The following is a 26,880-nucleotide window of genomic DNA, read 5'->3' as shown; positions in this document are numbered from 1 at the left end:
CCCGTCATGAGCCACGAGAAGATCGAAACCAACGTGGGCTGGATGGCGATCCTGATCGCCATCGTCATCAGCTTCGGCGGCCTCGCCGAGATCGTCCCGCTGATGTACCAGGCCGAGGCCGTCAAGCCGCTGCCGGGCGTGAAGCCCTACCCCGCGCTCGAGCTGGCCGGCCGCGACATCTACGTCCGCGAAGGCTGCTACAACTGCCACTCGCAGATGGTCCGCACCCTGCGCCACGAGACCGAGCGCTACGGCCACTACTCGCTGGCCGGTGAGTCGGTTTACGACCGCCCGTTCCAGTGGGGCTCCAAGCGCACCGGCCCGGACCTGGCCCGCGTCGGCGGCCGCTACTCCGACGAGTGGCACCGCGTGCACCTGATCAACCCGCGCGACGTGGTGCCGGTGTCGAACATGCCCGGTTACCCCTGGCTCGCGGAGACGCCTGTCGACCCGGGCGCGGTGGCCCGCAACATGCGCGCCCTGCAGCGCCTGGGCGACCCGTACACCGACGAGGAGATCGAAGGCGCCGCCGCGGCGGTGGCCGGAAAGTCGGAAATGGACGCGCTGATCGCCTATCTCCAGGGCCTCGGCAAGCACGCACCGAAGGGCTGAAGCCATGGTCGCCGGAATCACCACCGCCATCCTGCTGCTCACCTTCCTCGGTGGCGTCGCCTGGGCCTTCAGCCGCAAGCGCAAGGCCGAATTCGACGCCGCCGCCCGCCTCCCCCTCGAAGACGAAAGCGAGAACACCCCATGACTACCGGCTGGTCCCTTTTCGTCATCTTCCTGGTCGTGCTCAACATCGGCGGCTGCGCCTGGCTGCTGTGGTGGACCGCCAAGCGTCGCGGCAACGAAGGCAAGAACTCCGCCGAGACCACCGGCCACGTCTGGGACGGCGACCTCACCGAGTACAACAAGCCGCTGCCGCGCTGGTGGATCAACCTGTTCTGGCTGACCATCGTGTTCACCATCGGCTACCTGGTCTGGTACCCGGGCTTCGGCAGCTTCGCCGGCACCTCGGGCTGGACCTCGGCCAAGGAGCACGACGCGGAGAAGGCCGAGGCCGACGCCCGCCTCGCCGAAGCCTTCGGCCGCTTCGACGGCATGCCCATCGACGAGATCGCCAAACACCCCGAGGCCGTGGCCTTCGGCGGCCGCCTATACCAGAACTACTGCGCGCAGTGCCACGGCTCCGACGCCCGCGGCGCCAAGGGCTTCCCCAACCTCGTCGACGGCGACTGGCTGTGGGGCGACAGCCCCGAGCAGGTGCTGGCCTCGATCGTGCAGGGCCGCCAGGCGGCGATGCCGGCGCTGGGCGCGGCCATCGGCGGCGAAGTGGGCATCACCGAAGTGACCGCCTACGTGCAGAGCCTGTCGGGCATCAAGGCCGACCCGGCCCTCGCTGCCGCCGGCCAGGCCCGCTTCGCCGGCGTCTGCGCGGCCTGCCACGGCGCCGACGGCAAGGGCAACCCGATCCTGGGCGCGCCCAACCTGACCGACGACATCTGGCTCTACGGCAGCGACTTCGACACCATCGCCGAAGGCATCCGCAACGGCCGAGCCGGCATGATGCCCGCCCACGGCCCGATCTTCGGCGAGACCCGCAGCCGCCTGGCCGGCGCCTACGTGTGGTCGCTCTCGCACGGCAGCAACGGGGCTTCGACGGAGGCGCCTTGAGCGCCCCCGCCGAGCGCTTCGACCACCCGCCCCGGCCGCTCGCGCAGCGGCTCGGGGCGATCCTCTGGCCGAGCTTCTTCGCCGCCGGCGTGGCCACGACGGTGTTCTTCGCCATCGTCGACCCGCTGGCGCTGCGCGACGTGACCTTCCCCGACATCGAGATCAGCCGCGGCCTGGGCTACACGATCGGCTTCTTCATGTTCTGGGCCTGCACCGCCAGCGCCAGCCTGTTCACCTGGATCCTGCTGCGCCCGGCCAGCCGCTTCAACCAGCCCCTGCCGAAGGACTGATCCGTGGCCAAGGAGATCCCCAGCGAGCTGGTCGAGGACGTTTCGCTCTACGTCTCGGAGAAGAAGGTCTACCCGCGCGAGCAGGACGGCTTCACCCAGCGCCTGCGCAAGGCCGCGGTGATCTGGCTGCTGGGCATGTACTACGGCTTCGCCTGGCTGCAGTGGGACGACCGCCAGGCCGTGCTCTGGGACCTGCCGGCGCGCAAGTTCTACGTCTTCGGCCTGGTGTTCTGGCCCCAGGACTTCCTCTACCTGGCCCTGCTGATGATCATGGCGGGGCTGGCGCTGTTCTTCTTCACCGCCCTCGCCGGCCGCCTGTGGTGCGGCTACGCCTGCCCGCAGACGGTGTGGACGGAGGTCTTCATCTGGATGGAGCGCTGGACCGAGGGCGACCGCAACAAGCGCATGAAGCTCGACGCCGGCCCCTGGACCCGTGAAAAGGTGCTGCGCAAGGGCGCCAAGCACGCGCTGTGGCTGGTGTTCGCGCTGTGGACCGGCTTCACCTTCGTCGGCTACTTCACGCCCATCCGCGACCTCGCGGCGCGGCTCTCGCCCTTCGAATGGGGTGGCTGGGAGACCTTCTGGGTGCTGTTCTACTCGCTGGCCACCTGGGGCAACGCCGGCGTACTGCGCGAGCAGGTGTGCAAGTACATGTGCCCCTACGCGCGCTTCCAGGGCGCGATGTTCGACCGCAACACCCTGATCATCGCCTACGACCCGATGCGTGGCGAGCCGCGTGGCCCGCGCAAGAAGGGCCGGCTGGCCAGCGTGCTCGAGCGCGCTCGCGGCCTGCTGCCGCTGGACGTGGCCACCAGCGCCGTGGTGCACGCCGCCCAGCACCGCAGCGCCGCCGACCTGCAGCTCGGCGCCCGCGCCACCACCGGCCTGGTGGTGGACGCCCAGGAAGGGCTGCCGCCGGCCCCGACGGTGGATTCCCCCGACGACCTGGGCGATTGCATCGACTGCACCATCTGCGTGCAGGTCTGCCCCACCGGCATCGACATCCGCAACGGCCTGCAGTACGAATGCATCGCCTGCGGCGCCTGCGTGGACGCCTGCGACATGGTGATGGACAAGATCGGCTACCCGCGCGGCCTGATCCGCTACACCACCCAGAACGCGGTCGAGGGCAAGCGCAACCGCCTGCTGCGGCCGCGCGTGGTCATCTACGCGCTGCTGCTGGTGGCGCTGGCCGTGGGTTGGGCGGTGGGCGTGGCCCAGCGCAGCACGCTGATCGTGGACGTGCTCCGGGATCGCAACGCGCTCTACCGCACCGCCGCCGACGGCAGCATCGAAAACGGCTACACCGTGCGCATCGTCAACAAGGACCAGGTGCCGCGCAGCTTCCGCATCCGGGTCGAGGGCCCGGCCGGCATCACCCTGGTCGAAGCCGGCGCCGTGCACGCGGCCGCGGCCGAGGAAGTGCTGACGGTGCCGGTGACCCTGCGCGCCCCGGCGGGCCTGGCCAAGGGCCGGGTGGACGTGGACATCGTGGTCGAGTCCGACGCCGAGGGCGTCAGCGAGACCGAAGAAACCCGATTCTTCGGGCCGTTCTGATGGGCGAGCCAGGCAATCCGGGACCTTCCCGCAACTACGCGCTCTGGCTGGTGCTGGGCATCCCGGCCGCGACCGTGGTCGCCGGCATCTGGACGATCGTGGCGATCAGCAGCGAAAGCGGCGTGGACGCCGACCCCGACCCGGTGCGGCGCACGGCGCAGGTTCAGGTGGTCTCCATCGAGGCCGACCAGGCCGCGGCCACCCGCGGTCTTTCCGCCCGCGTCGAGATCGATGGCGGGGGTGCGCTCGTGCGCCTGGGCCAGTCCACCGGCCCGGTGGCGCCGCGGCTGCAGCTGATCCACCCGATTGAATCCACGCGCGACCGCCAGATCGAACTGGCGCCGCACCCGCAGGGCTGGCGCGCCAACGAGCCGGTGGCCGCACGGCACGGCTGGCAGCTGCGGTTGGTGGCCGCCGACGGCAGCTGGCGCGTGGTGGGCCGCTACCACCCGGGCGACACCACCGTGGAGCTGGTGCCCTCGGTCGCGGCGCCGTGAGCGAAGCCGCCTGCTTCCACTGCGGCGAGCCCCTGCCCGCCGAACCCCTGCGCATCCGCATCGGCGAAGCCGAACGCGCGGTGTGCTGCAGCGGCTGCGGTGCGGCCGCCAACTGGATCCGCGACGCCGGCCTGGCCGATTACTACCGCCTGCGCAACGGTGCCGGCGCGCGCGTGGACCCCGAACCGGCCGACTACGGCGCCTGGGACCGCGCCGACGTGCAGGCCGGCCACGCCGTGGCCACGCCCACCGGCCGCGAGATCACCGTGGTCTGCGAAGGCATGCACTGCGCCGCCTGCGCCTGGCTGATCGACCGCGCGCTGCGGCGCGAACCCGGCGTGCAGGACATCGGCGCCAATGCCGTCACCGGCCGCGTGCGCATCGGCTGGGATCCGGCACGCACGCCACTGTCGGCCGTGCTGGCGCGCCTGGCCGCACTGGGCTACCGACCGCACCTGGCCCAGGGCGAACAGGCCGAGCGCGAGCGCCGACGCGAACGCAACCGGATGATCGCCCGCCTGGGCGTCGCGGCGCTGGGCGCGACGCAGGCGATGATGTTCGCCGAAGCCCTCTACCTCGACACGGCCGGCGAGATGCCTGCGGCCACGCGCGACTTCTTCCGCTGGATCGCCTTCCTGGTGAGCACGCCGGTGGTGTTCTATTCCGGCTGGCCCTTCCTGGCCGGCATGGCCACCGAGCTGCGCCACCGCCGGCCGGGCATGGACACGCTGGTGGCCACCTCGGTGCTGCTGGCCTACTTCGCCAGCCTGGTCGAGACGATCCGCGAAGGCACCCACGTCTGGTACGACGCGGCGGTGATGTTCGTGCTGTTCCTGCTGGCCGCGCGCTTCCTCGAGCGCATGGCGCGGCGGCAGGCCAGCGCAAGGCTGGACACCCTGGCGCGGGCGCAGCCGGCACTGGCCTGGCGCGAAGCCGGCGGCGCGCGCGAGCAGGTGCCCGTGGCCGCGCTGGCCGCCGGCGACATCGTGCAGGTGCCTGCGGGCGAGACCGTGCCCGCCGACGGCGAGCTGCTCGATGCCGGCGCGGCGGTGGACGAGTCGCTGCTCACCGGTGAATCCACGCCCGTGGCCAAGGTCGCGGGCGACACCGTGTTCGCCGGCAGCACCTGCCGCGAGTCGGCCGCGCGCCTGCGCGTGACCCGCACCGGTGCCGACACCCGGTTGTCGCAGCTCACCCGCGCGGTGGAGCAGGCGCAGGCCAACCGCCCGCGCATCGCACGCTTCGCCGATGGCGTGGCGATGCGCTTCGTCATCGCGCTTTTCATCATCGCCGGACTGGTGTTCTGGGCCTGGTGGCAGGTCGAGCCGGCGCGCGCCTTCGAGATCGCGCTGGCGGTGCTGGTTGTCAGCTGCCCCTGCGCGCTGTCGCTGGCGGTGCCGGCCGCGCTGGCCACGGCGCACGGCACGCTGGCGCGCATGGGCGTGCTGGCGCTGGGCGCCGACGCGCTCGAATCGCTGGCCCGCGCCGACACCGTGGTGCTGGACAAGACCGGCACGCTCACGCTGGGCCAACCGCGCCTGCTGCGCGCCGAGGCCCTCGAAGGCGACATCGAACGCTGGCGCAGCGTGGCCGCGGCGCTGGAGGCCAACGCCGGCCATCCGCTGGCCGCGGCCTTCGGCGATGGCCGCGCGCTGGCGGCCGGGGCCGTGCAGGCGGCGCCGGGCCGCGGCGTGTCGGGCGTGGTCGATGGCGTGGAATATCGCCTGGGCCAGGCGGGCTTTGCCACCGGCCGCGCCGACGATGGCGCGATCTGGCTGGGCGACGGCACCCGCGCGCTGGCCCGCTTCGAAGTGGCCGACCCGCTGCGCGCCGATGCCGCCGAAGCCGTCGCCGCGCTGCGTGCGCAGGGCCTGCGGCCGGTGCTGCTCAGCGGCGACGGCGAGGCCACCGTGCGCAGCGTGGCGGCCACGCTGGGCATCGACGATTTCTCCGCGCGCCAGACGCCCGAGGGCAAGCTGGCCGCCGTGCACGCGCTGCAGGCCGCCGGCCACCGCGTGCTGGCCGTGGGCGACGGCATCAACGACGCGCCGCTGCTGGCCGGCGCCGACGTCTCGGCCGCGATGGCCGCCGGCGCGCCCCTGGCCCAGCGCTCGGCCGACCTGGTGCTGGCCGGCCCGCGCCTGGTGCGCCTGCCCGAATCGGTGGCGCTGGCCCGGCGCACGCGCCGCATCATCAACCAGAACCTGGGCTGGGCCCTGGCCTACAATGTGCTCGCCCTGCCCTTCGCGGCCCTGGGTTGGGTGACGCCGGGCCTCGCGGCGCTGGGCATGGCGGCCTCCTCGCTGGTGGTCACGTTGAACGCGCTGCGCCTGGGGCGCATCGACAAGGGCAACCGATGAACATCCTGCTGGCCCTCATTCCGATTTCGCTGCTGCTGCTGGGCGCGGCCATCTGGGCCTTCCTGGCCGCGGTGCGCGGCGGCCAGTTCGACGACCTCGACACGCCGGCGCTGGACATGCTGCGCGAGGACGACAAGCCCGCGCCGCCGCCGTCCCCGCAGGACCGCGAAAGCCCCTGATGCCCATCGACCTGATCACGCTCGGCGCGGCGCTGCTCACCGGCCTGCTGGGCGGCGTGCACTGCGTGGCCATGTGCGGCGGCATCGCCACCGGCCTCTCGGCCAGCGCCGGCAAGCCGGGCCTGGGCAATGCCTTCGCGATCAACGGCGGCCGCGTGCTGGGCTACACCGTGGCCGGCGCCCTCGTCGGCGCCTTCGGCGGCGGCCTGCTGCTGCTCGCGCGCTCCGAGGCCCTGGCCACCGGCTTGCGCGTGGCCATGGGCGCGGTGCTGCTGATGGTGGCGGCGCGGCTGATGTGGCCACACGCCCTGGGCTTCCTCAGCCGCGGCGGCGGCTGGCTGTGGCGCGCGCTGCGCCCGCTGCAATCGCGGCTGCCCGCGGCCGGCCCGCTACGCCCCTGGGCCATGGGCCTGCTCTGGGGCTGGCTGCCCTGCGGACTGTCGAGCACCGTGCTCGTGGCCGCCTGGCTCGAAGCCAGCGCCCTGCACGGCGCGCTGGTAATGGCCAGCTTCGGCCTCGGCACGATGGCGACGATGGTGCCCGTCACCTGGAGCGGCGCGCGCCTCGGCGGCCTGCTCGCCCACCGCGCCTGGCGCGCGGGTGCTGCTTCCTTCGTGGCCCTGGCCGGCCTCGTCACGATGGCCGGCCCCTGGCTGGCCGGGCAGCCGGCCATCCATGCGGTGCTGGAGGCGATGGGCTGTCGGTCAGTCTGAGGGGTCCCGCACTTGAATGGCGCCAGCGCTCCCTGCGCAAGGACTCTAGGTGCACCTCTTGGTGGGCACAAAGATATAACCGTCTAACGCCGTCCCAAAAACAGCCTGGTTATATCCGGACTGATAAAGAGCGCCGATGTACATACACACTATCGAGTCAAGGACATCTTCGTTGTGCTTCAACGCCATGCCGCCCAACGAGTTAATACGACTCTCGCTCATATAGCTCAAAAGCGAATCGGGCACGCGTAGGCTCAGGACGCTTGAATCCTTCAGAGAGCGAATCATGTTCGCCAACTCGACCTGACCGCGTCGCCTTTGAACAACGGTTCCTTTCTTGTATAGGAGTCGCTCCGAGAGCCCGAAGATCTCGATTAGCGCGGGATGCGGGTAGCACTCCAGCTGCCATCGCTGATCCGGCGGTGCCAGATGCCTGAACCCAGAATCCAACAAGTGCTCTGAAAGCCTCACCCCGGCGGCGGCCGGGAAGCGCTCCAGATTTGAGGTATGACAGGACGCTTTGCGCCCGCCGTACCTAACGCCAACTGCACGCTCGCATTCTCTCTGGCCTGTCGGATTCCTGATGATCAATGGGCCATCTATCGCAACTCCGTGCAGATTCTCCACGCCATTCAGGGCATCGATGACCGACTGGGTTCCATGCAAGCCTTCGAATACTGATGCCAATTCGACGATACGAGAATCAACGCTGCCCACCGCTATCGCGGTTGGATTTCGAGTCCCCATCCATGCAAGGTCAACACCGGCAATAAGCATGCGAGTCAGCCTTTGGTCGCCCGGTCGTACCGATCGACGATCAGCCTCACGGCCTCGACGACACCGTTCTCGTTCGAGAGACTTGCGCCCTTGGCCCTGGCGTTGGCGGCCAGGGTCGTGGAGCCGGTCGCCTCGCGGAGCGCCGAGGCGAGGCGGGCCGGCGTCGCCCGCCGACGCGGGATCGGCTTGCAGGCCACGCCGATCCGGCGCAGCTCGCTGCCCCAGTGCTCCTGCTCCGCGGTGTGCGGGATCACCACCGAGGGCACGCCCGCGCGAAGCGCGGCCTGCGAGGTGCCTGCGCCGCCGTGGTGGACCACGGCGCGGCAGCGGGGAAACACCGCCGCATGCGGCACGGCGTCCACGAAATGCAGTTGCTCGCTGCACCGGAATCCCAGTTGCTCCCAGCCCGGGGCCTGGATGATCGCCCTCAGCTTCGCAGCCCGCGCCGCGTTGGCCAGCAGCGCGATGGCCTCGGCTTCTCCGCTGCCCGGCAGCATGCTTCCGACCGTCATGAAAACCGGTGCATCGCCAGCGGACAGGAACGACTCAAGCGGCCCGGACAACTCGCCCTCGGCGACCGACGCCGGGGTGTCCAGTGGCCCGCAGACATGGAAGTGCGCCGGCCAGTCGGGGCGCTTCTCGCAGATTGCCGGGCTGATGGCGAGCAAGGTCAGGTAGTCCGAGGCCCAGACGCTGTCGACCATGTCCCGCGCGGGCGCGATGCCGTTCGCGGCACGCAGCCGATCCGGATACTTCTTGAAGGCGCTGTTGAGGACACGCCTGGCGAGCCACCAAGCCATCCGGTTTCCAATCCGTCCCAGATCAGGCAGTCCGGAAGGCGGCTGGTGCGCCGACGGCACCGCGCCATGGGCGAGCGCAACGCTGACGCAGGGGCGGCCTCGCTTCTCGGCCGCAGCACCCAGCGTGTAAAGGAAGTAATGCCCGATCACCAGGTCGTTTTCGGCCACGAGTTCTTCGGACGCCCGGTGCATCTCGGCTTCTGCGGGCAGCAGGAAGGCCTCGATGGCCAGCTGCGTCTGCCTTATGGCGTTGCGCTCCCGGACGATCGCCTTTCCGGCCGACTCCAACACCTGCGCATCCGCGACAACAGGGCTTGCCACGACCTTGAGCCGGAATCGGGACTGCGCCTGCAGCGCCACATAGCGATTGCTGTCGACGCAGGTGACCACCAGCGTCACCTCATGGCCGGCCGCCTGCAGCCCATCGGCCAGCGCCACGAAGGGGCGGATGTCGCCGTGGCTGCCCCAGGTCTGTATTCCGATCCTTATTGGCTGGCGGTCTCGCTGGAATCCCCAGCCTCCGCGAGGATCTGCCCCATCCAGTCGGAATAGTGGGCCAGTCGGACGCCGTAGCTGATTTCGCCGTAGCGTCCCTGGCGAATCTCCGTGCCTACGACCTGGCCGCGCTTCCACGCCGCCAGCCCGGCAAGTCGCCATTGGTCGCCTTCCATCACGAGTATCGGCCCGCCGCTGTCTCCGCTTCCGGTCGCGGCCTCGAGCTCGAGCGCTGCGGGCGGCGCATCGAAACGGTAGGTGAGCCATCGGCCGCCGGCCTCGACGATCTCGTTATGGCCCTGCCGAAGATCGGTGCGGTTCCTGCTCTGCAGCGGATAGCCGGTAACGCCGTTGCCGGTGGCGCCGCGGCCCATGATTCGCACCAGCTGCCCCACGCCCGGGTCGCGGTGTATCGCCACGGGGACGACGTCGCCGACCGGTTCGGCGAGCTGAATGAGCGCCAGGTCGTCGGAAGCGGCCAGGAATTCGAAGAAAGCTTCCCAGTCGCCCGATGCCAGCGCGGCCTGCACCATCGCCTCCGGCGGCACCTTGTAGCCGGGGTGGATGACGACCCGGCGCACGGCGCGCGGCGTGCCGCCGACGACCACCACGTCCAGGTGGCCCTGCCAGCTGACGGCATGCGCCACGGTCACCACCCAGTCGGGAGCGATGAGCACGCCGTGGCCTTCGCCCGGCAGGTCCGCGAGGGCCGGGAAATCCGAGGCGGCCATTCGATACTTCAGGTCCGGCACGTCGTCACGAATGACGACGGCACTGGCATCCGCCACGAACAGCAACAACGACATCAGCAAGGCATGGCGCACGACCGGCATCTCCAAAAAAGAAATCGGCCCCGAAGGGCCGATCATTTAACGCTGCGCCCGTCCCTTCCCCGCCGCCGGCACCGGCGCATGCACCAGCTCGTCGAGCCGCTCGCGATCGGTGATCTTCAGCTGGCGGCCGCGCACGGCGATGATGCCTTCGTCCTGCAGCTTGCCGAGCGTGCGACTGACGGTTTCGATCACCAGGCCCAGGTAGCTGGCGATATCCTCGCGGCTCATCGGCAGGGTGAACACGTCGCCGGGCTGGCCCAGCAGCTTGTAGCGCTCCGACAGGCCATGCAGGAACAGCGCCACGCGCTCGTGCGCCTGCTTGCGGCCCAGCATCTCCAGGTGGCTCTGGTCGCGGTTGATGCCCTGGCCGATGATGCGCAGCAGCTGGTGCTGCAGGCCCGGGATCTGCCGGCAGATCGACTCGAGCTGGTTGAGCGGGATCTCGCACACCGAGGCCGGGCTCAGCGCCTCGGCCTCGCAGGCGTGCTTGCCGCTGCCCATCGCGTCCAGGCCCATCAGCTCGCCGGGAAGGTGGAAGCCCACCACCTGCTGCTCGCCCTCGGCATCGATGGCCACGGTCTTGAACGCGCCTTCGCGCGCCACGTACAGCGAGCCCAGGGCCTGGCCGGCGCGGAAGAGCGTGTCGCCGCGCGCCAGCGGCCGGCGCGCCTTGACGATGTCATCGAGTTGCTCGAGGTCGCCGGCACCGATGCCTGCGGGCAGGCACAGCACGTGCAGCGAACACTGCGCGCAGCTGCGTCGGAGCTTGTCTATATCGACGACTTCGGCCACGTCACTCCTTCTCCGCCGTCCAGCGCTTGAGCCAGTCCTTGACGGTGTCGTGCCAGAGCACGCTGTTCTGCGGCTTGAGGATCCAGTGGTTCTCGTCCGGGAAGTACAGCAGCTGGCTGGGCACGCCCTGGCGTTGCGCGGCCGAGAACGAGGCCAGGCCCTGCTCCACCAGCACGCGGTAGTCGAGCTGGCCGTGGATGACCAGCATCGGCGACTTCCAGTTGCCGACGTGGTTGATCGGGTTGAACTTCTCGTAGTTCTGCGGCACCTGCACCGGCGTGCCGCCGTTTTCCCACTCGGTGAACCACAGTTCTTCGGTGTTGAAGCCCATGATGCGGGTGTCCACCACGCCGGCGTGGTTGACCAGGCAGTCGAAGGCGTCCGGCCACTGGCCGGCGATCCAGGCCACCATGTAGCCGCCGTAGCTGCCGCCCAGGGCGCAGGCGCGCTCGCCGTCGAGGAAGTCGTAGCGCTCGAGCGCCGCGGCCCAGCCCTTCTGCAGGTCCTCGAGCGGCTTGCCGCCCCAGTCGCCGCTGATCGAATCGGTGAAGGCCTGGCCGTAGCCGACCGAACCGTGGAAGTCGATCATCACCACCGCGAAACCGGCGCCGGCATAGGTCTGCGGGTTCCAGCGGTAGTGGAAGTTGTTGCCGAAGCTGCCCTGCGGGCCGCCGTGGATGAGGAAGGCCACCGGGTAGCGCTTGCCTTCTTCGTAGTTGGCCGGCTTGACGACGTAGCCGTGCACGGTTTCTTCGTTCCAGCCCTTGAAGTTGAACTGCTCGTAGTCACCGAAGGCGATGCCCGCGAGCTTTTCTTCGTTCTGGCGGGTGACCTGGCGCGCGGCGCTGCCGTCGGCGCGGGCCACGAAGGCCTGGGCCGGCGACTTGAGGTTCTCGTGGGTGTAGGCCAGCGTGTCGCCGGCCAGGTCGAAGCCGCCGACGGTGCCGCCGCCTACCACCTTGGTGGCCGCGCCGGTGGCGATGTCCACCTTGAACAGCGCGTAGGTGCCGGTGTCGAAGGTGGTGGTGTAGATGGACTTGCCGTCGGCCGAGAGCGTGATGTTGCTGGCCGAGAAATCCCAGTCCGGGGCGATCTCGCGGGCCTTGCCGCTGCGCAGGTCCATCGCCATCAGGGCCAGGCGGTCGGCCTCGAAGCCCGGGCGCTTCATCGCGCGGTAGTAGAGCGTGCGGCCGTCGGCGCTGAACACCGGGCCGCCGTCGAGCGCCTTGTTGTCGGCGGTCAGGTTCTGCGGCGCGCGGCGGGCGCGCACCCAGACGCGGTAGAGGTCGTAGTTGGTGGACCAGGATTCGTCGTTGCCGCCGATCTTGGCCGAGAGCACCAGCGACTGGCCGTCCGGCGCCCAGGCGTAGTCTTCCTTGCCGCCGAAGGGCTTGGTGGGCACGTCGCCGTCGATGCCGGCGCTCACGCGCACCGGCTCGCCGGCCGGCTTGCCGTCGGCGCCCAGCGCCGCCACGAACAGCTGGTTGCGGCGGCCGTCCTTCCAGGTATCCCAGTGGCGCACGAACAGCTTGTCGTAGAGCTGGCCGGTGGCCTTGCTGGCGGCGCGCGCGTCGAGGCGCTGCCTGGTGCAGGCCAGGTCGGCGCAGTCGGTGAAGACTTCGAAGCTGACGGCCAGCTGCTTGCCGTCGGGCGAGAGCCGGAAGGTGCCCACGTCCAGCGGGAAGCTGGTGACCTGCACCGGCTCGCCGCCGGCCACGGCCTGCTTCCACACCTGCGAGCTGCCGGACTTGGCCGACAGGAACCAGACCTCGGCGCCGTCGGGCGAGAAGGCCGGGCTGTTCACGCTCATGCCCTCGGGCGTGAAGCGCACCGGCGGCGCGGCGTCGCGGGCGCGCAGGTTCTCGATCCAGAGGCCGGCGCTGGCCTTGTTGGCCTCGTAGTCCACCTCGCGCACCGACAGCACCAGGAAGCGGCCGTCGGGCGATAGCGTGGGCGCGGAGACGCGCTCGAACGTGACCAGGTCGCGGGCGTCGAGGCCGCGGGCGGGGGTGGCCTGGGCGCTGGCCAGCGAGGGCAGCACCAGCAGGGCGAGCAGGAGGGGCTTGAGGGTCATCGGGACTAACCTTCGTTGGCGAATCCCCATGGTAGGCAGGGGGGCGGCCGGAAGCAAAGGCTCCGGCGCGGACCCAAGAAAAAACGGCGCCCCGCGGGGCGCCGTTTCGTCTTGCCGGGTGGCGGGCCTCAGTCGACCGAGGCGGTGCGCTCGGCGGTGCCGACCTCCACCTTGCCGCCGATGTGGCGGTTGAAGAAGGCCAGCATCTCCGTGTAGAGCTTCACGCGGTTGCCCACGTCGTAGAAGCCGTGCGCCTCTCCCGACTGCACGATCATGCCCTCGGGCGTGTTGCCGGCCGCCTTGAGCGCGGCGAACAGGGCCTCGGTGTGCTCCGGCGGGCAGCGCGCGTCGCGGGCGCCGGCCGCCAGGTACACCGGCAGGTCGATCTTGCTGGCGTGCGTGATCGGCGACATCGCGTCCTGCTCGGCGCGGGTCGGTCCGAAGGCGCGCTGCAGGTAGCGCATGCCGCTGCTGCTCTTGCTGGTGTCGCTGAGCTTCATCTGGATCTGGGCGTCGTACATGCCCACGTAGCCGAAGGCGCACTTGTACAGCTCCGGATCCACCACCGGCGCCATCATGGCCGAGTAGCCGCCGAAGCTGCCGCCATAGATGCAGATGCGGCCCGGGTCGGCGATGCCTTCCTTGATGGCCCAGCGGGTGGCATCGATGATGTCGTGCATGATGCCGGTGTTCCACTGGCCGTAGGCCATGTCCTCGAAGGCCTTGCCGAAGCCGCCCGAGCCGCGGAAGTTCACCTGCAGCGTGGCGTAGCCACGGCTGGCGAACAGCTGGGTCTCGGGGTTGTAGCCCCAGTTGTCGCGCGGGCCCATCGGGCCGCCGTGCGGGTTGACGATCATCGGCAGGTTCTTGCCGTCGCTGCCCTTGGGGATCGTCAGGTAGCCGTAGATGCGCATGCCGTCGCGGTTGACGAAGTCGAAGGCGCGCACGGTGGCCGAATCTTCGTTCTTCACCCAGTCGCGGCCCTTCATCAGGAAGCGCGCCTTGCCGCTGCTGCGGTCGTAGAGGAAGAGCTCGCCCGGGTTACGGTCGCTGAACACCGAGACGATGATCTGGTTGCCATCGCGGGTGGCGGTGCTGAAGTTCACCATCTGGCCCGGGAAGGCCGCGGCCAGGGACGCATAGAGCTGCGCGTCCGGGTGCTCTTCGTCGATCAGCGTGACCTTCGGGATGCCGGCCGCGGTGATGACGCCCAGCGCCTTGTCGCCCACCGGGGAAACCACGAAACCGGCCACTTCGGACACGGGGTCCTTGAACAGCTCGGTGAACTCGCCCGTCGCGCGATCGACGGTACCGAACGCCGCCGGGGCCTTGCCGTCGTCGAGCTCGGCGTAGATGGTGCCGTCCTCGGCCGCCCACTGCACGCGCAGCTGCTTGCCGCCGTCGATGTCGGCGTTGCTCACCAGGGTCCACTTGCCGTCGTCGCCCAGCACGTGCAGCTCGGTGCGGGTGTCGAACTGGCCCTGCTCGTTCTTGTCGTCGTAGCAGACGGCGTAACGCGGCTTCTTCTTCTCGTCCACCTGGATGGAGCAGTTCTCGCGCGGGGCGCGCGCCAGCGACTTGCGGGCACCCGTGAAGGTGTCCACCAGCACGAGCTCGGTGCCGGCGCCATCCTTCGAGCGCGGGTACACGGCGGTCATCAGCACGTTGCGCGGATCGTCCACCAGCGGATCGAGCAGGCTGTAGCTCTCGTTGCCCAGCGACTTGGCGCGGCCCGTGGTGCCGCGGCTGCCGTAGAAGATGACGGCCTCGGGCTTGCTGCCGTCGGCGTTCACCGCGTACCACTCGCCGGTGCCGCGCGGCTGCGCGAAGCTGCCGAACTTCTGCACGGAAGTGAAGATCAGGCGGTCGTTGCTGATCCAGCGATAGCCCGACACCGACTTCTCTTCCGGCAGCACGTTGACCTTCATCAGCTGCATGTCGGCCAGGCGGATGACGGTGAGCACGTCCTGGCCATTGCGGTCGACGCCGATGGCCAGGAACTTGCCGTCGGGCGAAATGCGCGCGCTCGAATAGGTGTTGTAGCGCATGAAGTGCTCGACCGAGGGCAGCTCGGCGGCATTGGCGCCGGCACCGGCCAACAGGCCCAGCGCCAGGATGGCGGATCTCATCGTGTGACTCCTCTTCCCCAGGAAACTCTGACGATAAGGGGCCGCGTCAGGCCTGCGCAAGGAGGTCGAGGACCTCGTCGAGCCCTTCGCGCCAGTCACCGATGTGAACGCCGAAGTCGCGCGTGAAGGCGGCGTTGTCGAGCACCGACCAGGCCGGGCGCCGGGCCCGCGTCGGGTAGGCGCTGCCGGGCACGGCCTCGAGCACCGGCGGGGCCGCCAGCAGCCCGCGCGCCACGGCACCCTCGAAGATGGCCCGGGCGAAGCCGTGCCAACTGCACTGGCCGCCGGCCGCCAGGTGCCAGGTGCCGCTGCGCCCCCCGTCCCGGCCCAGCGCGGCGGCCACGGCGCCGGCGATGCGCAGGGCGCTGGTGGGGGTGCCGCGCTGGTCGTCCACCACGCGCAGGTGGCCGCGCTCGCGCGCCAGCCGCAGCATGGTCAGCAGGAAGTTGTGGCCCACCGGGCCGTACACCCAGCACAGCCGGAAGATGGCGTGCGCCGCCCCGCCCTCGCGAACGGCCTGCTCGCCGGCGAGCTTGCTGGCGCCGTACACGCCCAGCGGCCCGGTCGGGTCGTCCTCGCGCAGCGGGCGGGTGGCGCCACCGTCGAAGACGTAGTCGGTGGAGAAATGCACCAGGCGGATGCCGGCGGCGGCGCAGGCGCGCGAAAGTGCGCCCGGGGCCTCGGCGTTCACCCGGAAGGCCAGGTCGGGTTCGTCCTCGGCGCGGTCCACCGCGGTGTAGGCGGCGGCATTGACGACGAGGTCGGGCGCCAGACGCGCCACCAGCGCGGGCAGCGTGTCGGGCCGGGAGAGATCGGCCACTTCGGCGCCGGCGCCATCCGGCAGCCGGCCGTCGCGCGTGGCCGGCAGCACGCTGCCCAGCGGCGCCAGGCTGGCCCGCAGCGCCTGCCCGAGCTGGCCGTTGGCGCCGGTCAGCAGGATGCGCACGGCCTCAGGCCTCGTACGGTGGCAGGCGGTCGGCCGGGAGATCGGCCAGGAAGGGCGCGGCCGCGTCCTTGGCCGAGAGCACCGGGGCGCTGACCGGCCAGTCGATGGCCAGGTCGGCGTCGTCCCAGCGGATGGCGGCGTCGGCCTGCGGGTCGTAGGTGGCCGTGCACAGGTAATGGAAGGTGGCGTGCTCGCTCAGCACCACGAAGCCGTGCGCGAAGCCTTCCGGGATCCAGAACTGGCGCTTGTTCTCCGCGCTCAGCACCGCCGCCGTCCAGCGGCCGAAGGTGGGCGAGCCGCGGCGGATGTCCACCGCCACGTCCCACACCTCGCCCTCGGACACCGAGATGAACTTGCCCTGCGGCTTGGGCCACTGGTAGTGCAGGCCGCGCAGCACGCCCCGCGCCGAGCGCGAGACGTTGCCCTGCACGAAGGCCGGCTGCAGGCCGGCGGCGGCGAGCTTGTCGTGGTTGAAGGCTTCGTAGAAGAAGCCGCGCTCGTCGCCGAACACCCGCGGCTCGAGCAGCAGGCAGCCCGGCAGGTCGGTCTCGATCACCTTCACCGCACCACTCCGCGGCCCAGCAGGCCCAGCAGGTATTCGCCGTAGCCGCTCTTGGCCAGCGGCCCGGCCAGCGCGCGCAGCTGATCGTCGCTCACCCAGCCGTTCTGCCAGGCGATTTCCTCCGGGCAGCACACCCGCAGGCCCTGGCGCGCCTCGATGGTCTCGATGAAGTTCGCCGCTTCCAGCAGCGAGCCGTGCGTGCCGGTGTCGAGCCAGGCGTAGCCGCGGCCCAGCTGTTCGAGGTGGAGGGCGCCTTCCTCGAGGTAGCAGCGGTTGAGGTCGGTGATCTCCAGCTCGCCGCGCGCCGAAGGCTTCAAGCCTCGCGCGAACGCCGGTGCGCGGCCGTCGTAGAAGTACAGGCCGGTGACGGCATAGTTCGACTTGGGCTTCGCGGGCTTTTCTTCCAGCCCCACCACCTTGCCCGCGGCGTCGAACTCGGCCACGCCGTAGCGCTCCGGGTCACGCACCCAGTAGCCGAACACGGTGGCGCCCTGCCCGCGCTCGCCGGCGCGCTGCAGGCGCTCGGTCAGGCCGTCGCCGTGGAAGATGTTGTCGCCCAGCACCAGGCAGCTCGGCGCGCCGGCCAGCCAGTCTTCGGCGATCAGGAAGGCCTGCGCCAGCCCGTCGGGGCTGGGCTGCACGGCGTAGTCGATCTTCATGCCCCACTGGCTGCCGTCGCCCAGCAGGCGCTTGAACAGGTCCTGCTCGTGCGGGGTGTTGATGACCAGCACTTCGCGGATGCCCGCCAGCATCAGCACGCTGAGCGGGTAATAGATCATCGGCTTGTCGTACACCGGGAGCAGCTGCTTGCTGACCGATTGCGTGATCGGGTAGAGCCGGGTCCCGGAACCGCCGGCCAGGATGATGCCTTTACGCTGCATGTCAGGCCTCCTGGCCGATGCGTTCCAGACGGTAGCTGCCGTCGAGCACCCGGTTCACCCAGGCGTCGTTGGCAAGGTACCAGTCCACGGTGGCCGCCAGGCCCTGTTCGAAGCTCACCGACGGGCGCCAGCCCAGCTCGGACTGCAGCTTGCCGGCGTCGATGGCGTAGCGGCGGTCGTGGCCCGGGCGGTCCTTGACGAAGGTGATCTGGCTTTCCCGCGGCTGGCCGTCGGCGCGCGGGCGGCGCTGGTCGAGCAGGGCGCAGATGGCCTTCACCACCTCGATGTTCTGGCGCTCGGCGTCGCCGCCGACGTTGTAGGTCTCGCCCGGGCGGCCGGCCTCGAGCACGCGGCGGATGGCCGCCACGTGGTCCTTCACGTACAGCCAGTCGCGCACGTTGCGGCCATCGCCGGAGCTTTTCCGGGAACTGGAACGGGCCGTAGTTGTTCGAGCAGTTCGTGGTCAGCACCGGCAGCCCGTAGGTGTGGTGCCAGGCGCGCACGAAGTGGTCCGACGCCGCCTTGGAGGCCGAGTACGGCGAGTTCGGCGCGAAGGGCGTGTCCTCGCGGAACTTGCCCTCGTCGCCCAGCGAGCCGTAGACCTCGTCGGTGGAGACGTGCAGGAAGCGGAACGCGGCCTGGCCGGCGGCGTCGAGCGACTTCCAGTAACCGCGCGCGGCTTCGAGCAGCTGGAAGGTGCCCACCACGTTGGTCTGCACGAAGGCGCCGGGGCCGTCGATGCTGCGGTCGACGTGGCTTTCGGCGGCGAAGTTGAGCACCGCGCCGGGGCGGTGTTCGGCCAGCAGCCGCGAAACCAGGGCGCGGTCGCCGATGTCGCCCTGCACGAACACGTGCAGCGGATTGCCCTCGAGCGCCGCCAGGGTGTCGCGGTTGCCCGCGTAGGTGAGTGCATCGAGGTTGACGACCTTCACGCCCGACGCCACCGCGTCGAGCACGAAATTGCCGCCGATGAAACCGGCGCCGCCGGTGACCAGCCAGGTATTCATGCAGGTTCCGCTTCTGCCTTCGGGGGGAAAGGTACGACGGTGCCGCGGATCAGAACGGGAGTACGAACCGGCGAGGTGTAAAGAGCATGCTTTTCCCTTTCATATCAGCCCTTTGGGTCACGCGTGTAACTCCATCTGTCAAATGCCGGAGTGTCAAGTCCGGTTCGGGTCAGTTTAGCTGAGATGGGACCACCGCAGTACCCACTCCGCTAAGGTCCGGGCAACCACTCCCTGGTGCCGCTTGGTGACAGCGTGGAACCGGGCTGAGCTACAGCCCCCGCCCGTGTATGGACAGACGACGCATTCCGTTCGACTCGGTTGCCGGCGCCGGTCCAGGTTGACTAAACCACTGGTACAGCCCGCAGGACCTCGGGCAACTCACCCTCTCCGCTGTCGATCCAACGTGGCCAGGCAGTCGATGCTCGTCTCGCTTGCTTCAGCCAAACGGGGAACACATTTTCAAGAACGCTTGCGCGTTCAGTGGGCATACTTATCGCCTTGCTCTGGGCGAGAATGCAGGTCAACCATCGCTACCAGAGATCTCCAGTGCCAAAGTGCGAAGACCAAAACTTCCCGTGTCAAAATCCTGACTACTCCGCTTTCGACCGCGTGGCTCAATTAGAGCTCATCAATCCGCCCACGGCGAACGAGATCATTAACTCCAGCTCATTCTGCACGCTTATCTCCATAGATGATGCAACTCAACTTGGCGACCTGACGTACAAGAGCTATCTAAAGGGTCTGCGCGGCAAAACTGGTCTGTATCACCTGTGGGTTGACTACGACCATTGCGATGACCATGACGCCCACACAATGCTCTGCGTCTATGTGGGCAAGGGCCTTGCGGAGGCACGAGTGACGGACCACATCAAAGAAAAGTGGCCAAGCAGCGAGTTGCTGTATGTCACCTTTTTTGAGTGCAGCAACAGGCTGGCGAAGTATCTCGAACAGTTGTTCTTGGACTCATTTGCGGGTACCAATGAGATTGATCACTGAGAACAGTGTGAGGTGATCGCTCTACCGACCTTACTGACCATCAGCAGCCGATCAAGCAGGCTCGCTAGTCAAGAAGCTGCTGGGACATCTTCCAGCACTCCCGACTCTCTCGCCACTTGCCGGGCTTCATCAGCACCCTTCCGCTCGCTGTAGCGATCGACCAGATAGTCACTCCGCCCGCGCACGAGCAGCGTGAACTTGACCAGCTCCTCCATCACGTCCACGACCCGGTCATAGAACGGCGAGGCGCGCATGCGCCCCGCTTCATCGAACTCCTGCCACGCCTTGGCGACCGACGACTGGTTCGGGATCGTCACCATCCGCATCCAACGCCCTAGCACCCGCAGGGTGTTGACCACGTTGAACGACTGCGAGCCTCCGCATACCTGCATTACCGCAAGCGTGCGTCCCTGGGTCGGCCGCACGCTGCCATCCTCGAGCGGCAGCCAGTCGATCTGGTTCTTGAACACGCCGGTGATCGTGCCGTGCCGCTCGGGCGACACCCAGACCTGACCTTCCGACCACAGCGACCATTCGCGCAGCTGCTGCACTTTCGGGTGGTCACGGCCGACGCTGTCCAGCAGCGGCAGGTCGTGTGGATCGAATACCCGTGTCTCGGCGCCGAGGTGGCGCAGGATGCGCTCGGCTTCCAGTGCCAGCTTGCGGCTGTAGGACTGCGGCCGCAGGGAGCCGTACAGCAGGAGGATGCGGGGCGCCGGTTGGCCCGCGTCAGCGCCCAGCGCGTCATGGCGGGGGCCGGGAAGCAGGTCGGCAGCCAGATGGGGGAGGTCGAGGAGCACGGGTGATTGCCGTTCGTTATTCATTCGACTATTCTAGAATGATGGAAACGAATCAGGCAATTGCCGCTCTGACGGCACTGGGCCACGCCACGCGGCTGGCGATCTTCCGGCTGCTGGTCGAGGCCGGCCCCGAGGGCCGCATGGCCGGTGAAATCGCGGAGGCGCTGGTCGTCCCCGGCGCCACCCTGTCCTTCCACCTGAAGGAACTCGTCCTTGCCGGCCTGATCGACAGTGAGAGCCGGGGGCGCAACGTCTGCTACCGCGCCAACTTCGAGGCCATGAACGCACTGGTCGCCTACCTGACCCACAACTGCTGCGCGGGCTCCGCGGACGAGAGCTGCCCCCCTGGTGCAGCGGCCGCCTGTGCCTGCTGATCCCGCGCCCCACCTGTTACCTCGAGGAACCGTCCCGATGAAGCGTCGCGTCCTTTTCCTGTGCACCGGCAACTCCGCCCGCAGCGTGCTGGCCGAGGCCACGCTCCGCGCCTGGGCCGGCCACCGATTCGAGGTCTTCAGCGCCGGCAGCCAGCCGACCGGCGCGGTCAATCCCTGGGCGCTTGCCCAACTGGCGGCCGAGGGCATCGCCACGGCGGGCCTGCGCAGCAAGTCCTGGGACGAGTTCACGACATCGGATGCCCCGCCGATCGACCTGGTGGTGACCGTCTGCGACTCGGCCGCCGCCGAAACCTGCCCCATCGTGTTCGGCGACTTCCTGCGCACGCACTGGGGGCTTCCCGATCCGGCTGCCGTGGAAGGCGATGATGAAGACAGGCGGGAGGCGTTCCGCCAGGCCCACCGCATCGTCAAGGCGCGCCTGCAGGCGCTGCTGTCGCTGCGGGCCGAGGTCTGGGATGACCGTGCAGCCTTGAAGGCGGCGCTCGACCGCATCGGCTTCGTCGAACCTGATGACGAGGCGGTCGTCCATGGCTGAGGCAACGCCCCGCATGGGGCTGTTCGAGCGCTATCTGACCCTGTGGGTCGCGCTGTGCATCCTGGTCGGCACCGGCCTGGGACACTTCATGCCGGGCGCGTTCGCAGCCCTTGGCGGCATGGAAGTCGCGAAGGTCAACCTGCCGGTGGCCGCGCTGATCTGGCTGATGATCATCCCGATGCTGCTGAAGGTCGACTTCGGCGCCATGCGGGAAGTGGGCAAGCACTGGCGCGGCATCGGCGTCACCCTGTTCGTCAACTGGGCGGTCAAGCCGTTCTCGATGGCCCTGCTGGGCTGGTTCTTCCTGCGGCATGTCTTCGCCGACTGGCTTCCGGCCGAGCAGATCGACTCCTACATGGCAGGCCTGATACTGCTGGCCGCCGCGCCCTGCACCGCCATGGTGTTCGTGTGGAGCAACCTGTGCCGGGGGGACGCGAACTTCACGCTCAGCCAGGTCGCGCTCAACGACGCCATCATGGTGGTGGCGTTCGCGCCGCTGGTCGCCCTGCTGCTGGGACTGTCGTCGATCACCGTGCCCTGGGACACGCTGGCGCTGTCGGTCGGCCTCTACATCCTCGTGCCAGTCGCGGTCGCAGTCTTCCTCCGTCGCTGGTTGCTTGCACATGGCGGCGAGGCCCGGCTGGAGCGAGTGCTCGCTCGACTCGGGCCTGTCTCGCTGGTGGCATTGCTGGCGACGCTGGTGCTGCTGTTCGGCTTCCAGGGCAGGCAGATCGTCGAGCAGCCTCTGATCATCGCGATTCTCGCGGTGCCGATTCTGATCCAGGTCTACTTCAACTCCGGCCTGGCCTACCTGCTCAACCGCAGGCTGGGCGTCGCCCACTGCGTTGCGGGACCGTCGGCGCTGATCGGCGCCAGCAATTTCTTCGAGCTGGCGGTCGCTACCGCGGTGGCCCTGTTCGGCGTGCACTCGGGCGCGGCGCTGGCCACCGTCGTGGGCGTGCTGATCGAAGTGCCCGTGATGCTGTCGGTGGTCAAGATCGTCAACAACACCCGCCCGTGGTACGAGCGCGAGGTCCCGGCGCCGTAGACCTGGCGGCCGGCAGCCGTGCCGTCGAAGGAGATCAGTATCCGCCTCTAAGGAGGCATCACCGCTGCCCGGTCAGAACCATCGTTCCCGGCCCTCGCCGGGAACGATGATCAGATCAACGAGCCGCGTGCTTGCGCATCGAGTCGCCTTTCAACTCAATGGTGTGCTTGTTGTGCAGCAGGCGGTCCAGGATGGCGTCGGCCACCGTGGGCTCGCCCAGGTAGTCATGCCAGGTCTTCACCGGAAGTTGGGACGTGATCAGCACCGCTCCCCCGGGAATGCGATCGTCGATCACTTCCAGCAGGTGCTGTCGACCCCGGGCGGTGATCGGGGCGACGCCCCAATCATCCAGGATGAGCAACCTGGCCTTGCCCAGCTTCGTACGCAACGCCGGCAAGCTCCCATCCGAGTATGCGACCTCCATGTCCTCCATCAGCCGTGGCATGCGCTGGTAGCTGACCGACAATCCCTTTCGGGCAGCTTCGCGTCCTAGCGCGCAGCCAAGCCAGGTCTTGCCGGTGCCGGTGGGCCCGGTGATGACCACATGCTGGCCACGCTCGATCCACTGGCAGGTCAGGAGGTCCATGACCTGGCGCTTGTCGATGCCACGCCGGGCAGAGAAGTCGATGTCCTCAGGCACCGCGCCAGGGGCTTTGAGCTTTGCAGATTTCAGCAGACGGGTGACACGACGGTTCTCCCGCATCGCCAGCTCCGCGTCCACGAGCAAGCCAAACCGGTCGTCGAAGGACATGGACTGATACGACGGACTGGCGAGTTGCTCCTCGTAGGCCTTGGCCATCCCAGGCATCCGCAAGGTAGTCAGCGCCTGGCGCGTGGGATTAGTCAGCATGGGACATCTCCTGGTCGGCGTAGTAATTGGGCCCCCGCACGTTGCCGTGGCTCGGCAACGAAGGCGCAATCGCGGAAGCCGTCTCATGGCGCTCCAGGCCGTTCTGGAGGATCGAACGAATGCTCTTCACCGTCGGCGACTTGATCGCCAAGGCGCGACCACAGGCCAACTCGAACCGCTCCGCGCCGTGCTTGCGTGCGACCTTCTGAAGGTTGCCGCATGCGTTGAGCGCCGCAGCAGGCTGGCGTGCACCGTCCAGCATCGACTGCACCACTGCCACTGCGTTGCTGCCAACGCCCTGGGCCCAGCCCAGATACCGCTCGGGCGTGTGATCGACCCAGGCCAGATGATGCTCTGGCATGTGCGCCCGGTCCGTCGTCTTCCCACCCACGAGCTCCGACCGAACGTGCGACGCGACCCGGACATTCTGGCTGACAATTTCAATGACGCTGGGAGTGCAGCGGGCGTGGACCTGCTGTTGCACCAAACGATACGGAACGGAGTAGTAGTGGCCATGGATGGGCACGTGGTAATCCGGCGGCACGCGGATCGGGCCAACCCATTCGCCGAACTCGTAGCGCACCGGGAGGGGCAGCAACGCAGGGCGATCGATCTGCTCGAAGCGCTCCCGCCGGCTCTGGCGGTATCGACGCATGATGCGGTCGTTGATCAGATCAAGGCACTCGGCGATTCCCGAATTCAGTTCGTCAAGCGAGTGGAACACCCGGTTGCGCAAGCGAGCAATGACCCAGCGCAGGAACACCAGAACACCGCCTTCGGCGAGTGCTTTGTCCTTCGGGCGCCGGCTGCGCGCAGGAAGGATGACCGTTCCGTAGTGCTCCGCCATGGCCAGATAGGATGGATTCAGAACGGGTTCGGAGCCCGCCCGAAGAACTGCGGACTTCAGATTGTCGGGGACCGTGATGCGCGGCACCCCGCCAACGAAGTCGAACCATCGACAGTGCGCCTCAACCCAGTGCTCAACGCGCTGGGAAGGAATGGCGGTGGCGAACAGCAGCCCGGCGACCCCCGTGGCTGCCACGAAGATCTCGGCACGGTTTCGTTCGCCCGTGGCGGGATCCACCCACCACATCGGAGTGCCTGAGAAGTCGGCCCACCCACGCTCTCCCGGATCGTACTGCTGACGCATCGACAACGCCTGCGTACCCGCCCACGCGCGGTACAGGTCGTTGAACCTGCTCAGCTCGTAGGCGGTATCCGGCTCCTCGTCTCGATACTCAAGCCACAGCAGCGTCCGGGTCACCCCTTTGCGCTGCAGCTCCCGGTGGATATGCGACCAGTCCGGGGTGCGCTTCTCGCCCCGGGTGGCCCCTCGTCGATTGAACAGGGACTGCCGGGCGGATTCGTCCAGCGCCTCAACGTCTTCCAGCGTCAACGCATGCTGTTCGAGCAGCATCCGGTACCGCCGGACCGTGTTGTACGCGAGGTCCACGTCCCGGCCGATCTGGCGATTGCTTGCGGACGTGGTCAGGATCAGGCGCAAGGCCGTCACCAGTTTGTCTTGTTTCATGCCGCTCTCCCACGACGATCCGACACCCAAAGAGCGGCTGCCGCTCCGGCGGATCGTGGAATGAGGCAGGCGAGCCTCGGGGGAGGCTTGACAGCAGCTGGGTAGCCGAGGGACGATGACGATCAAGGGTTTGTCGTATAGCCCGAAGCGCGCCGGGGTCGTGACCCCCGGCGCGTTCTCATTTCTGCGCCTGGATATGCAGCCGAATAGGCCGCTGCAGGTCAGGTCGTCAAGACGCACCTCCCTGCAGCGACAGATCGTTCACCACGGTGTGCTTCTGCTTCCAAAGCCACGCCGCGATGTCCGTGGCGGTTGCGAAGCGTCCACGCCGGCCATCCAGCTCGAAGGTATCGACTGGCAGACGTCCGCGCTGGTGCGCCTTGCGGAACGCATCCTGCGATGGATACCCCAGGGCGCGAGTGAGTTGCCCGCCGCCGACCGTTGCGCCCAATGCGCGCACGAGGCGCTCCTCGAAGTCATCGAATCCCGGCGAAGGCATCGAAGTCGATCCTGCAGCGGCGAGCGTGTGCGTCGTCGTTGAGTGAGTCATGTCCCGGACTGTCGCGGATGGCCCATGTTGCCTTCGATCATGCCGGGGCCTCGGCTGCTGCTCAAAGGGTATGACTCCGTGGAAAGCCGTACCCCGGACTAGGCGTGACAGGCGCGGGCAGGTGGCCGACGATGCCGCATGCCTACGACTTACCGCGATTCGTTCGACGCCAAGATCCACCGCGACGCGGTCAAGCGCGCACGCGGCTCCGCCTGCTATGGCGCCTTGGCGGCTCACTTCGGAACGCAATCGCCGACGTTGCTGGAGATGCGTGTCGATGGGCGCCAGCCCTACGGTGAGGACGGCGAAAAAGTGGCGTCCAACAAGTACAACCGTTGGCGGCAAGGCAAGGCGTTGCCCAGCGACGTCACCGTAGCCCATGTGTCGCAGAAGTCAGCGGGAGCAGTACGACTCGATTGCTGGCGCGATCTGCCCCTGTGGGAGCTTCTGGCCGCCGAATGCCCACCAGTTCCCCGCCTCCACCGGATCATTGAGCAATCCCATAGTGTCCGGCACGTGCTGTTCCTGGACGGGAAGCCAGATCGGTTCGGCTACAACCACGCACCACTTGATCGCAAGAACGCGCTTGGGCTGCGGAACCTGCGTTCACTGGACGCCTTCATCGCGCTGTTGGCCCTGGCACGAAAGGGCGAGCAGCTGGAGCATGCGCCACAACACTATCTCCCAGCCCTGTGTGCATTCGACATTCTTCCGTATGTGCTGTCCGGGAATCCCGCACTTCGCTATCGATGGGAAGGGCTATTCGGATGCTGCAAGCGGATCTTCTGGAACATGATTTATGTGACTGGCCAAGTCGGCCAGTTCCGGTTGGAGGAGGTCCAGACGCGGTTGAGGGCTCTCGAAGTTGAGCCAGGGGTTCCCCTCCCCCAGTTGGCAGGCGTGCGGGTCAAGACCTTGATACCGCCGATCCGCTGAAGATCAGCCTACCCGTCGTTGACCAGATCACGATCAATTGGTTTGAGTGGTCAGAACCTCTCGGTTTCATGATGCGGACTTCTCGGCACCATCAACTCATTCGGTTTCTACCTGAACACCAACGAAAACACCGGAACCACCCACCTATTCGCTGTATGGGACCACGAGCGCCACTGCCTAGGAACCGAGCTGTACGCAGTCTCCAATTTGCCAGCGCGCAGGAGTTCAATCCGGAAGCAACTCTGAATCCCGAGGCGATGGCAGCTTAGAGGATCGTCAGACAGCAACTAGTTGATTTATCGCATGACAATAAGTCACCAATATCCTCCCGAAACTCCCAGCTTCAACCGCAAAGCCAAGACCGCACTCCCATGCACCTGGCTTTCTTTTCACCTCCGGAATTAAGTCCGATTCTTCTGGCCAATTAGGAACACCAACCCTGATTAGATAGACAGCACGGTATGCGCGGGGATTAAGGTCCGCCGTGATGGCGTTAATCCCCTTAATATCAACGGCTAAAGTGTCCGACCAGACGCAGTGATCATGTGTGGGATAAAAGCGTGCAATGTTTTCGTAAGCTTCCCCGGTCAGTAGACACCCGATAAGTAGAACTTTCTGGCATCTTTTTCCCGCCAGGAGGTTTGCATGAAGAAGTCGAAGTTCACCGAGA

General features: G+C 67.9%; 28 protein-coding genes and 1 pseudogene. 14 read left to right on the top strand and 15 right to left on the bottom strand.

Annotated features, from left to right (window positions below; genetic code table 11):
- Positions 1-6: 6 nt before the first annotated feature.
- Genes ccoO through ABS41_RS11655 form a run of 9 tightly spaced genes read left to right on the top strand, consistent with a single transcriptional unit; the run spans position 7 to position 7,273 of the window.
- Entirely contained in the window at positions 7-612 is a 606-nt protein-coding gene (gene ccoO / locus ABS41_RS11695; protein WP_290594608.1) for a cytochrome-c oxidase, cbb3-type subunit II, read from the top strand.
- Between the two features lie 4 nt (positions 613-616).
- Positions 617-757 carry a cbb3-type cytochrome c oxidase subunit 3 gene (locus ABS41_RS11690; protein WP_290594607.1) on the top strand — a complete coding sequence of 47 codons (141 nt, stop codon included), beginning with the start codon at positions 617-619 and terminating at the stop codon, positions 755-757.
- Positions 754-1,677 (top strand): cytochrome-c oxidase, cbb3-type subunit III, encoded by a 924-nt coding sequence (ccoP, locus tag ABS41_RS11685; protein ID WP_290594606.1) that lies wholly within the window; start codon positions 754-756, stop codon positions 1,675-1,677. Before ABS41_RS11690 ends, ccoP begins: the two co-directional genes overlap by 4 nt.
- Complete coding sequence (locus ABS41_RS11680) at positions 1,674-1,967, top strand: hypothetical protein (protein WP_290594605.1); 294 nt, start codon at positions 1,674-1,676, stop codon at positions 1,965-1,967. The genes ccoP and ABS41_RS11680 overlap by 4 nt, the downstream gene beginning before the upstream one ends.
- A gap of 3 nt (positions 1,968-1,970) precedes the next feature.
- Entirely contained in the window at positions 1,971-3,524 is a 1,554-nt protein-coding gene (locus ABS41_RS11675; protein ID WP_290594603.1) for a 4Fe-4S dicluster domain-containing protein, read from the top strand.
- Complete coding sequence (locus tag ABS41_RS11670; protein WP_290594602.1) at positions 3,524-4,021, top strand: FixH family protein; 498 nt, start codon at positions 3,524-3,526, stop codon at positions 4,019-4,021. The genes ABS41_RS11675 and ABS41_RS11670 overlap by 1 nt, the downstream gene beginning before the upstream one ends.
- The gene (locus ABS41_RS11665; protein ID WP_290594601.1) at positions 4,018-6,381 is read left to right on the top strand and encodes a heavy metal translocating P-type ATPase; all 2,364 of its coding nucleotides are present in this window, start codon (positions 4,018-4,020) and stop codon (positions 6,379-6,381) included. The genes ABS41_RS11670 and ABS41_RS11665 overlap by 4 nt, the downstream gene beginning before the upstream one ends.
- Positions 6,378-6,560, top strand: a complete 183-nt coding sequence (ccoS, locus tag ABS41_RS11660; protein WP_290594600.1) for a cbb3-type cytochrome oxidase assembly protein CcoS — start codon at positions 6,378-6,380, stop codon at positions 6,558-6,560. Before ABS41_RS11665 ends, ccoS begins: the two co-directional genes overlap by 4 nt.
- Positions 6,560-7,273 carry a sulfite exporter TauE/SafE family protein gene (locus tag ABS41_RS11655; protein ID WP_290594599.1) on the top strand — a complete coding sequence of 238 codons (714 nt, stop codon included), beginning with the start codon at positions 6,560-6,562 and terminating at the stop codon, positions 7,271-7,273. Before ccoS ends, ABS41_RS11655 begins: the two co-directional genes overlap by 1 nt.
- 45 nt (positions 7,274-7,318) lie before the next feature.
- Here the strand turns inward: ABS41_RS11655 and ABS41_RS11650 are convergent, their stop codons facing one another.
- The 10 genes and pseudogenes from ABS41_RS11650 to rfbB all read right to left on the bottom strand — a co-directional run bounded on the left by ABS41_RS11650 (position 7,319) and on the right by rfbB (position 18,569).
- On the bottom strand, positions 7,319-8,050 hold the full coding sequence (locus ABS41_RS11650) for a DUF429 domain-containing protein (protein ID WP_290594597.1): 732 nt from the start codon (positions 8,048-8,050) through the stop codon (positions 7,319-7,321).
- A 5-nt stretch (positions 8,051-8,055) separates the two neighbouring features.
- Positions 8,056-9,288 (bottom strand): glycosyltransferase, encoded by a 1,233-nt coding sequence (locus ABS41_RS11645; protein ID WP_290594596.1) that lies wholly within the window; start codon positions 9,286-9,288, stop codon positions 8,056-8,058.
- A 47-nt stretch (positions 9,289-9,335) separates the two neighbouring features.
- Positions 9,336-10,214 (bottom strand): trypsin-like serine protease, encoded by an 879-nt coding sequence (locus ABS41_RS11640; protein ID WP_290594595.1) that lies wholly within the window; start codon positions 10,212-10,214, stop codon positions 9,336-9,338.
- The gene (locus ABS41_RS11635; RefSeq protein WP_290594594.1) at positions 10,215-10,970 is read right to left on the bottom strand and encodes a helix-turn-helix domain-containing protein; all 756 of its coding nucleotides are present in this window, start codon (positions 10,968-10,970) and stop codon (positions 10,215-10,217) included.
- A gap of 1 nt (position 10,971) precedes the next feature.
- Positions 10,972-13,044 (bottom strand): S9 family peptidase, encoded by a 2,073-nt coding sequence (locus ABS41_RS11630; RefSeq protein WP_290594593.1) that lies wholly within the window; start codon positions 13,042-13,044, stop codon positions 10,972-10,974.
- A gap of 128 nt (positions 13,045-13,172) precedes the next feature.
- Positions 13,173-15,173: a prolyl oligopeptidase family serine peptidase gene (locus ABS41_RS11625; RefSeq protein ID WP_290594591.1), complete on the bottom strand. Its 2,001-nt coding sequence runs from the start codon at positions 15,171-15,173 to the stop codon at positions 13,173-13,175.
- Between the two features lie 46 nt (positions 15,174-15,219).
- Complete coding sequence (gene rfbD / locus ABS41_RS11620; protein WP_290594590.1) at positions 15,220-16,119, bottom strand: dTDP-4-dehydrorhamnose reductase; 900 nt, start codon at positions 16,117-16,119, stop codon at positions 15,220-15,222.
- A gap of 4 nt (positions 16,120-16,123) precedes the next feature.
- A complete protein-coding gene (rfbC, locus tag ABS41_RS11615; RefSeq protein WP_290594589.1) occupies positions 16,124-16,681 on the bottom strand; it encodes a dTDP-4-dehydrorhamnose 3,5-epimerase in 558 nt (185 codons plus the stop codon).
- On the bottom strand, positions 16,678-17,562 hold the full coding sequence (gene rfbA / locus ABS41_RS11610; RefSeq protein ID WP_290594588.1) for a glucose-1-phosphate thymidylyltransferase RfbA: 885 nt from the start codon (positions 17,560-17,562) through the stop codon (positions 16,678-16,680). Before rfbA ends, rfbC begins: the two co-directional genes overlap by 4 nt.
- 1 nt (position 17,563) lies before the next feature.
- Positions 17,564-18,569, bottom strand: a pseudogene (gene rfbB / locus ABS41_RS11605) (dTDP-glucose 4,6-dehydratase).
- Between the two features lie 513 nt (positions 18,570-19,082).
- Here rfbB and ABS41_RS11600 point away from each other — a divergent pair.
- Positions 19,083-19,565: a hypothetical protein gene (locus ABS41_RS11600; RefSeq protein ID WP_290594587.1), complete on the top strand. Its 483-nt coding sequence runs from the start codon at positions 19,083-19,085 to the stop codon at positions 19,563-19,565.
- 68 nt (positions 19,566-19,633) lie between these two features.
- On the opposite strand, the gene arsH is transcribed toward ABS41_RS11600, so the two are convergent.
- Complete coding sequence (gene arsH / locus ABS41_RS11595) at positions 19,634-20,389, bottom strand: arsenical resistance protein ArsH (protein ID WP_290594586.1); 756 nt, start codon at positions 20,387-20,389, stop codon at positions 19,634-19,636.
- Between the two features lie 17 nt (positions 20,390-20,406).
- On the opposite strand from arsH, the gene ABS41_RS11590 reads away from it, so the two are divergent.
- Genes ABS41_RS11590 through arsB form a run of 3 tightly spaced genes read left to right on the top strand, consistent with a single transcriptional unit; the run spans position 20,407 to position 22,343 of the window.
- Positions 20,407-20,739, top strand: a complete 333-nt coding sequence (locus tag ABS41_RS11590; RefSeq protein WP_290594584.1) for a metalloregulator ArsR/SmtB family transcription factor — start codon at positions 20,407-20,409, stop codon at positions 20,737-20,739.
- Positions 20,740-20,776: 37 nt separating this feature from the next.
- On the top strand, positions 20,777-21,295 hold the full coding sequence (locus ABS41_RS11585; RefSeq protein ID WP_290594583.1) for an arsenate reductase ArsC: 519 nt from the start codon (positions 20,777-20,779) through the stop codon (positions 21,293-21,295).
- A 13-nt stretch (positions 21,296-21,308) separates the two neighbouring features.
- Positions 21,309-22,343: an ACR3 family arsenite efflux transporter gene (arsB, locus tag ABS41_RS11580; protein WP_290594629.1), complete on the top strand. Its 1,035-nt coding sequence runs from the start codon at positions 21,309-21,311 to the stop codon at positions 22,341-22,343.
- Between the two features lie 115 nt (positions 22,344-22,458).
- On the opposite strand, the gene istB is transcribed toward arsB, so the two are convergent.
- The 3 genes from istB to ABS41_RS11565 form a co-directional block, all read right to left on the bottom strand.
- Complete coding sequence (gene istB / locus ABS41_RS11575; protein WP_290594582.1) at positions 22,459-23,193, bottom strand: IS21-like element helper ATPase IstB; 735 nt, start codon at positions 23,191-23,193, stop codon at positions 22,459-22,461.
- A complete protein-coding gene (gene istA, locus ABS41_RS11570) occupies positions 23,183-24,724 on the bottom strand; it encodes an IS21 family transposase (RefSeq protein WP_290594581.1) in 1,542 nt (513 codons plus the stop codon). The genes istB and istA overlap by 11 nt, the downstream gene beginning before the upstream one ends.
- Before the next feature lie 229 nt (positions 24,725-24,953).
- Positions 24,954-25,223 carry a hypothetical protein gene (locus tag ABS41_RS11565; RefSeq protein WP_290594579.1) on the bottom strand — a complete coding sequence of 90 codons (270 nt, stop codon included), beginning with the start codon at positions 25,221-25,223 and terminating at the stop codon, positions 24,954-24,956.
- A 189-nt stretch (positions 25,224-25,412) separates the two neighbouring features.
- On the opposite strand from ABS41_RS11565, the gene ABS41_RS11560 reads away from it, so the two are divergent.
- Positions 25,413-26,210 carry a hypothetical protein gene (locus ABS41_RS11560; protein ID WP_290594578.1) on the top strand — a complete coding sequence of 266 codons (798 nt, stop codon included), beginning with the start codon at positions 25,413-25,415 and terminating at the stop codon, positions 26,208-26,210.
- A gap of 276 nt (positions 26,211-26,486) precedes the next feature.
- Here ABS41_RS11560 and ABS41_RS11555 read toward each other — a convergent pair.
- The coding region (locus tag ABS41_RS11555) for a hypothetical protein (protein WP_290594577.1) at positions 26,487-26,880 on the bottom strand (394 nt) is incomplete at its 5' end.

The sequence above is a fragment of the Arenimonas sp. SCN 70-307 genome (assembly GCF_001724815.1).
Classification (GTDB): Bacteria; Pseudomonadota; Gammaproteobacteria; order Xanthomonadales; family Xanthomonadaceae; genus Arenimonas.
This window is presented reverse-complemented; position numbering and strand designations above follow the sequence as displayed.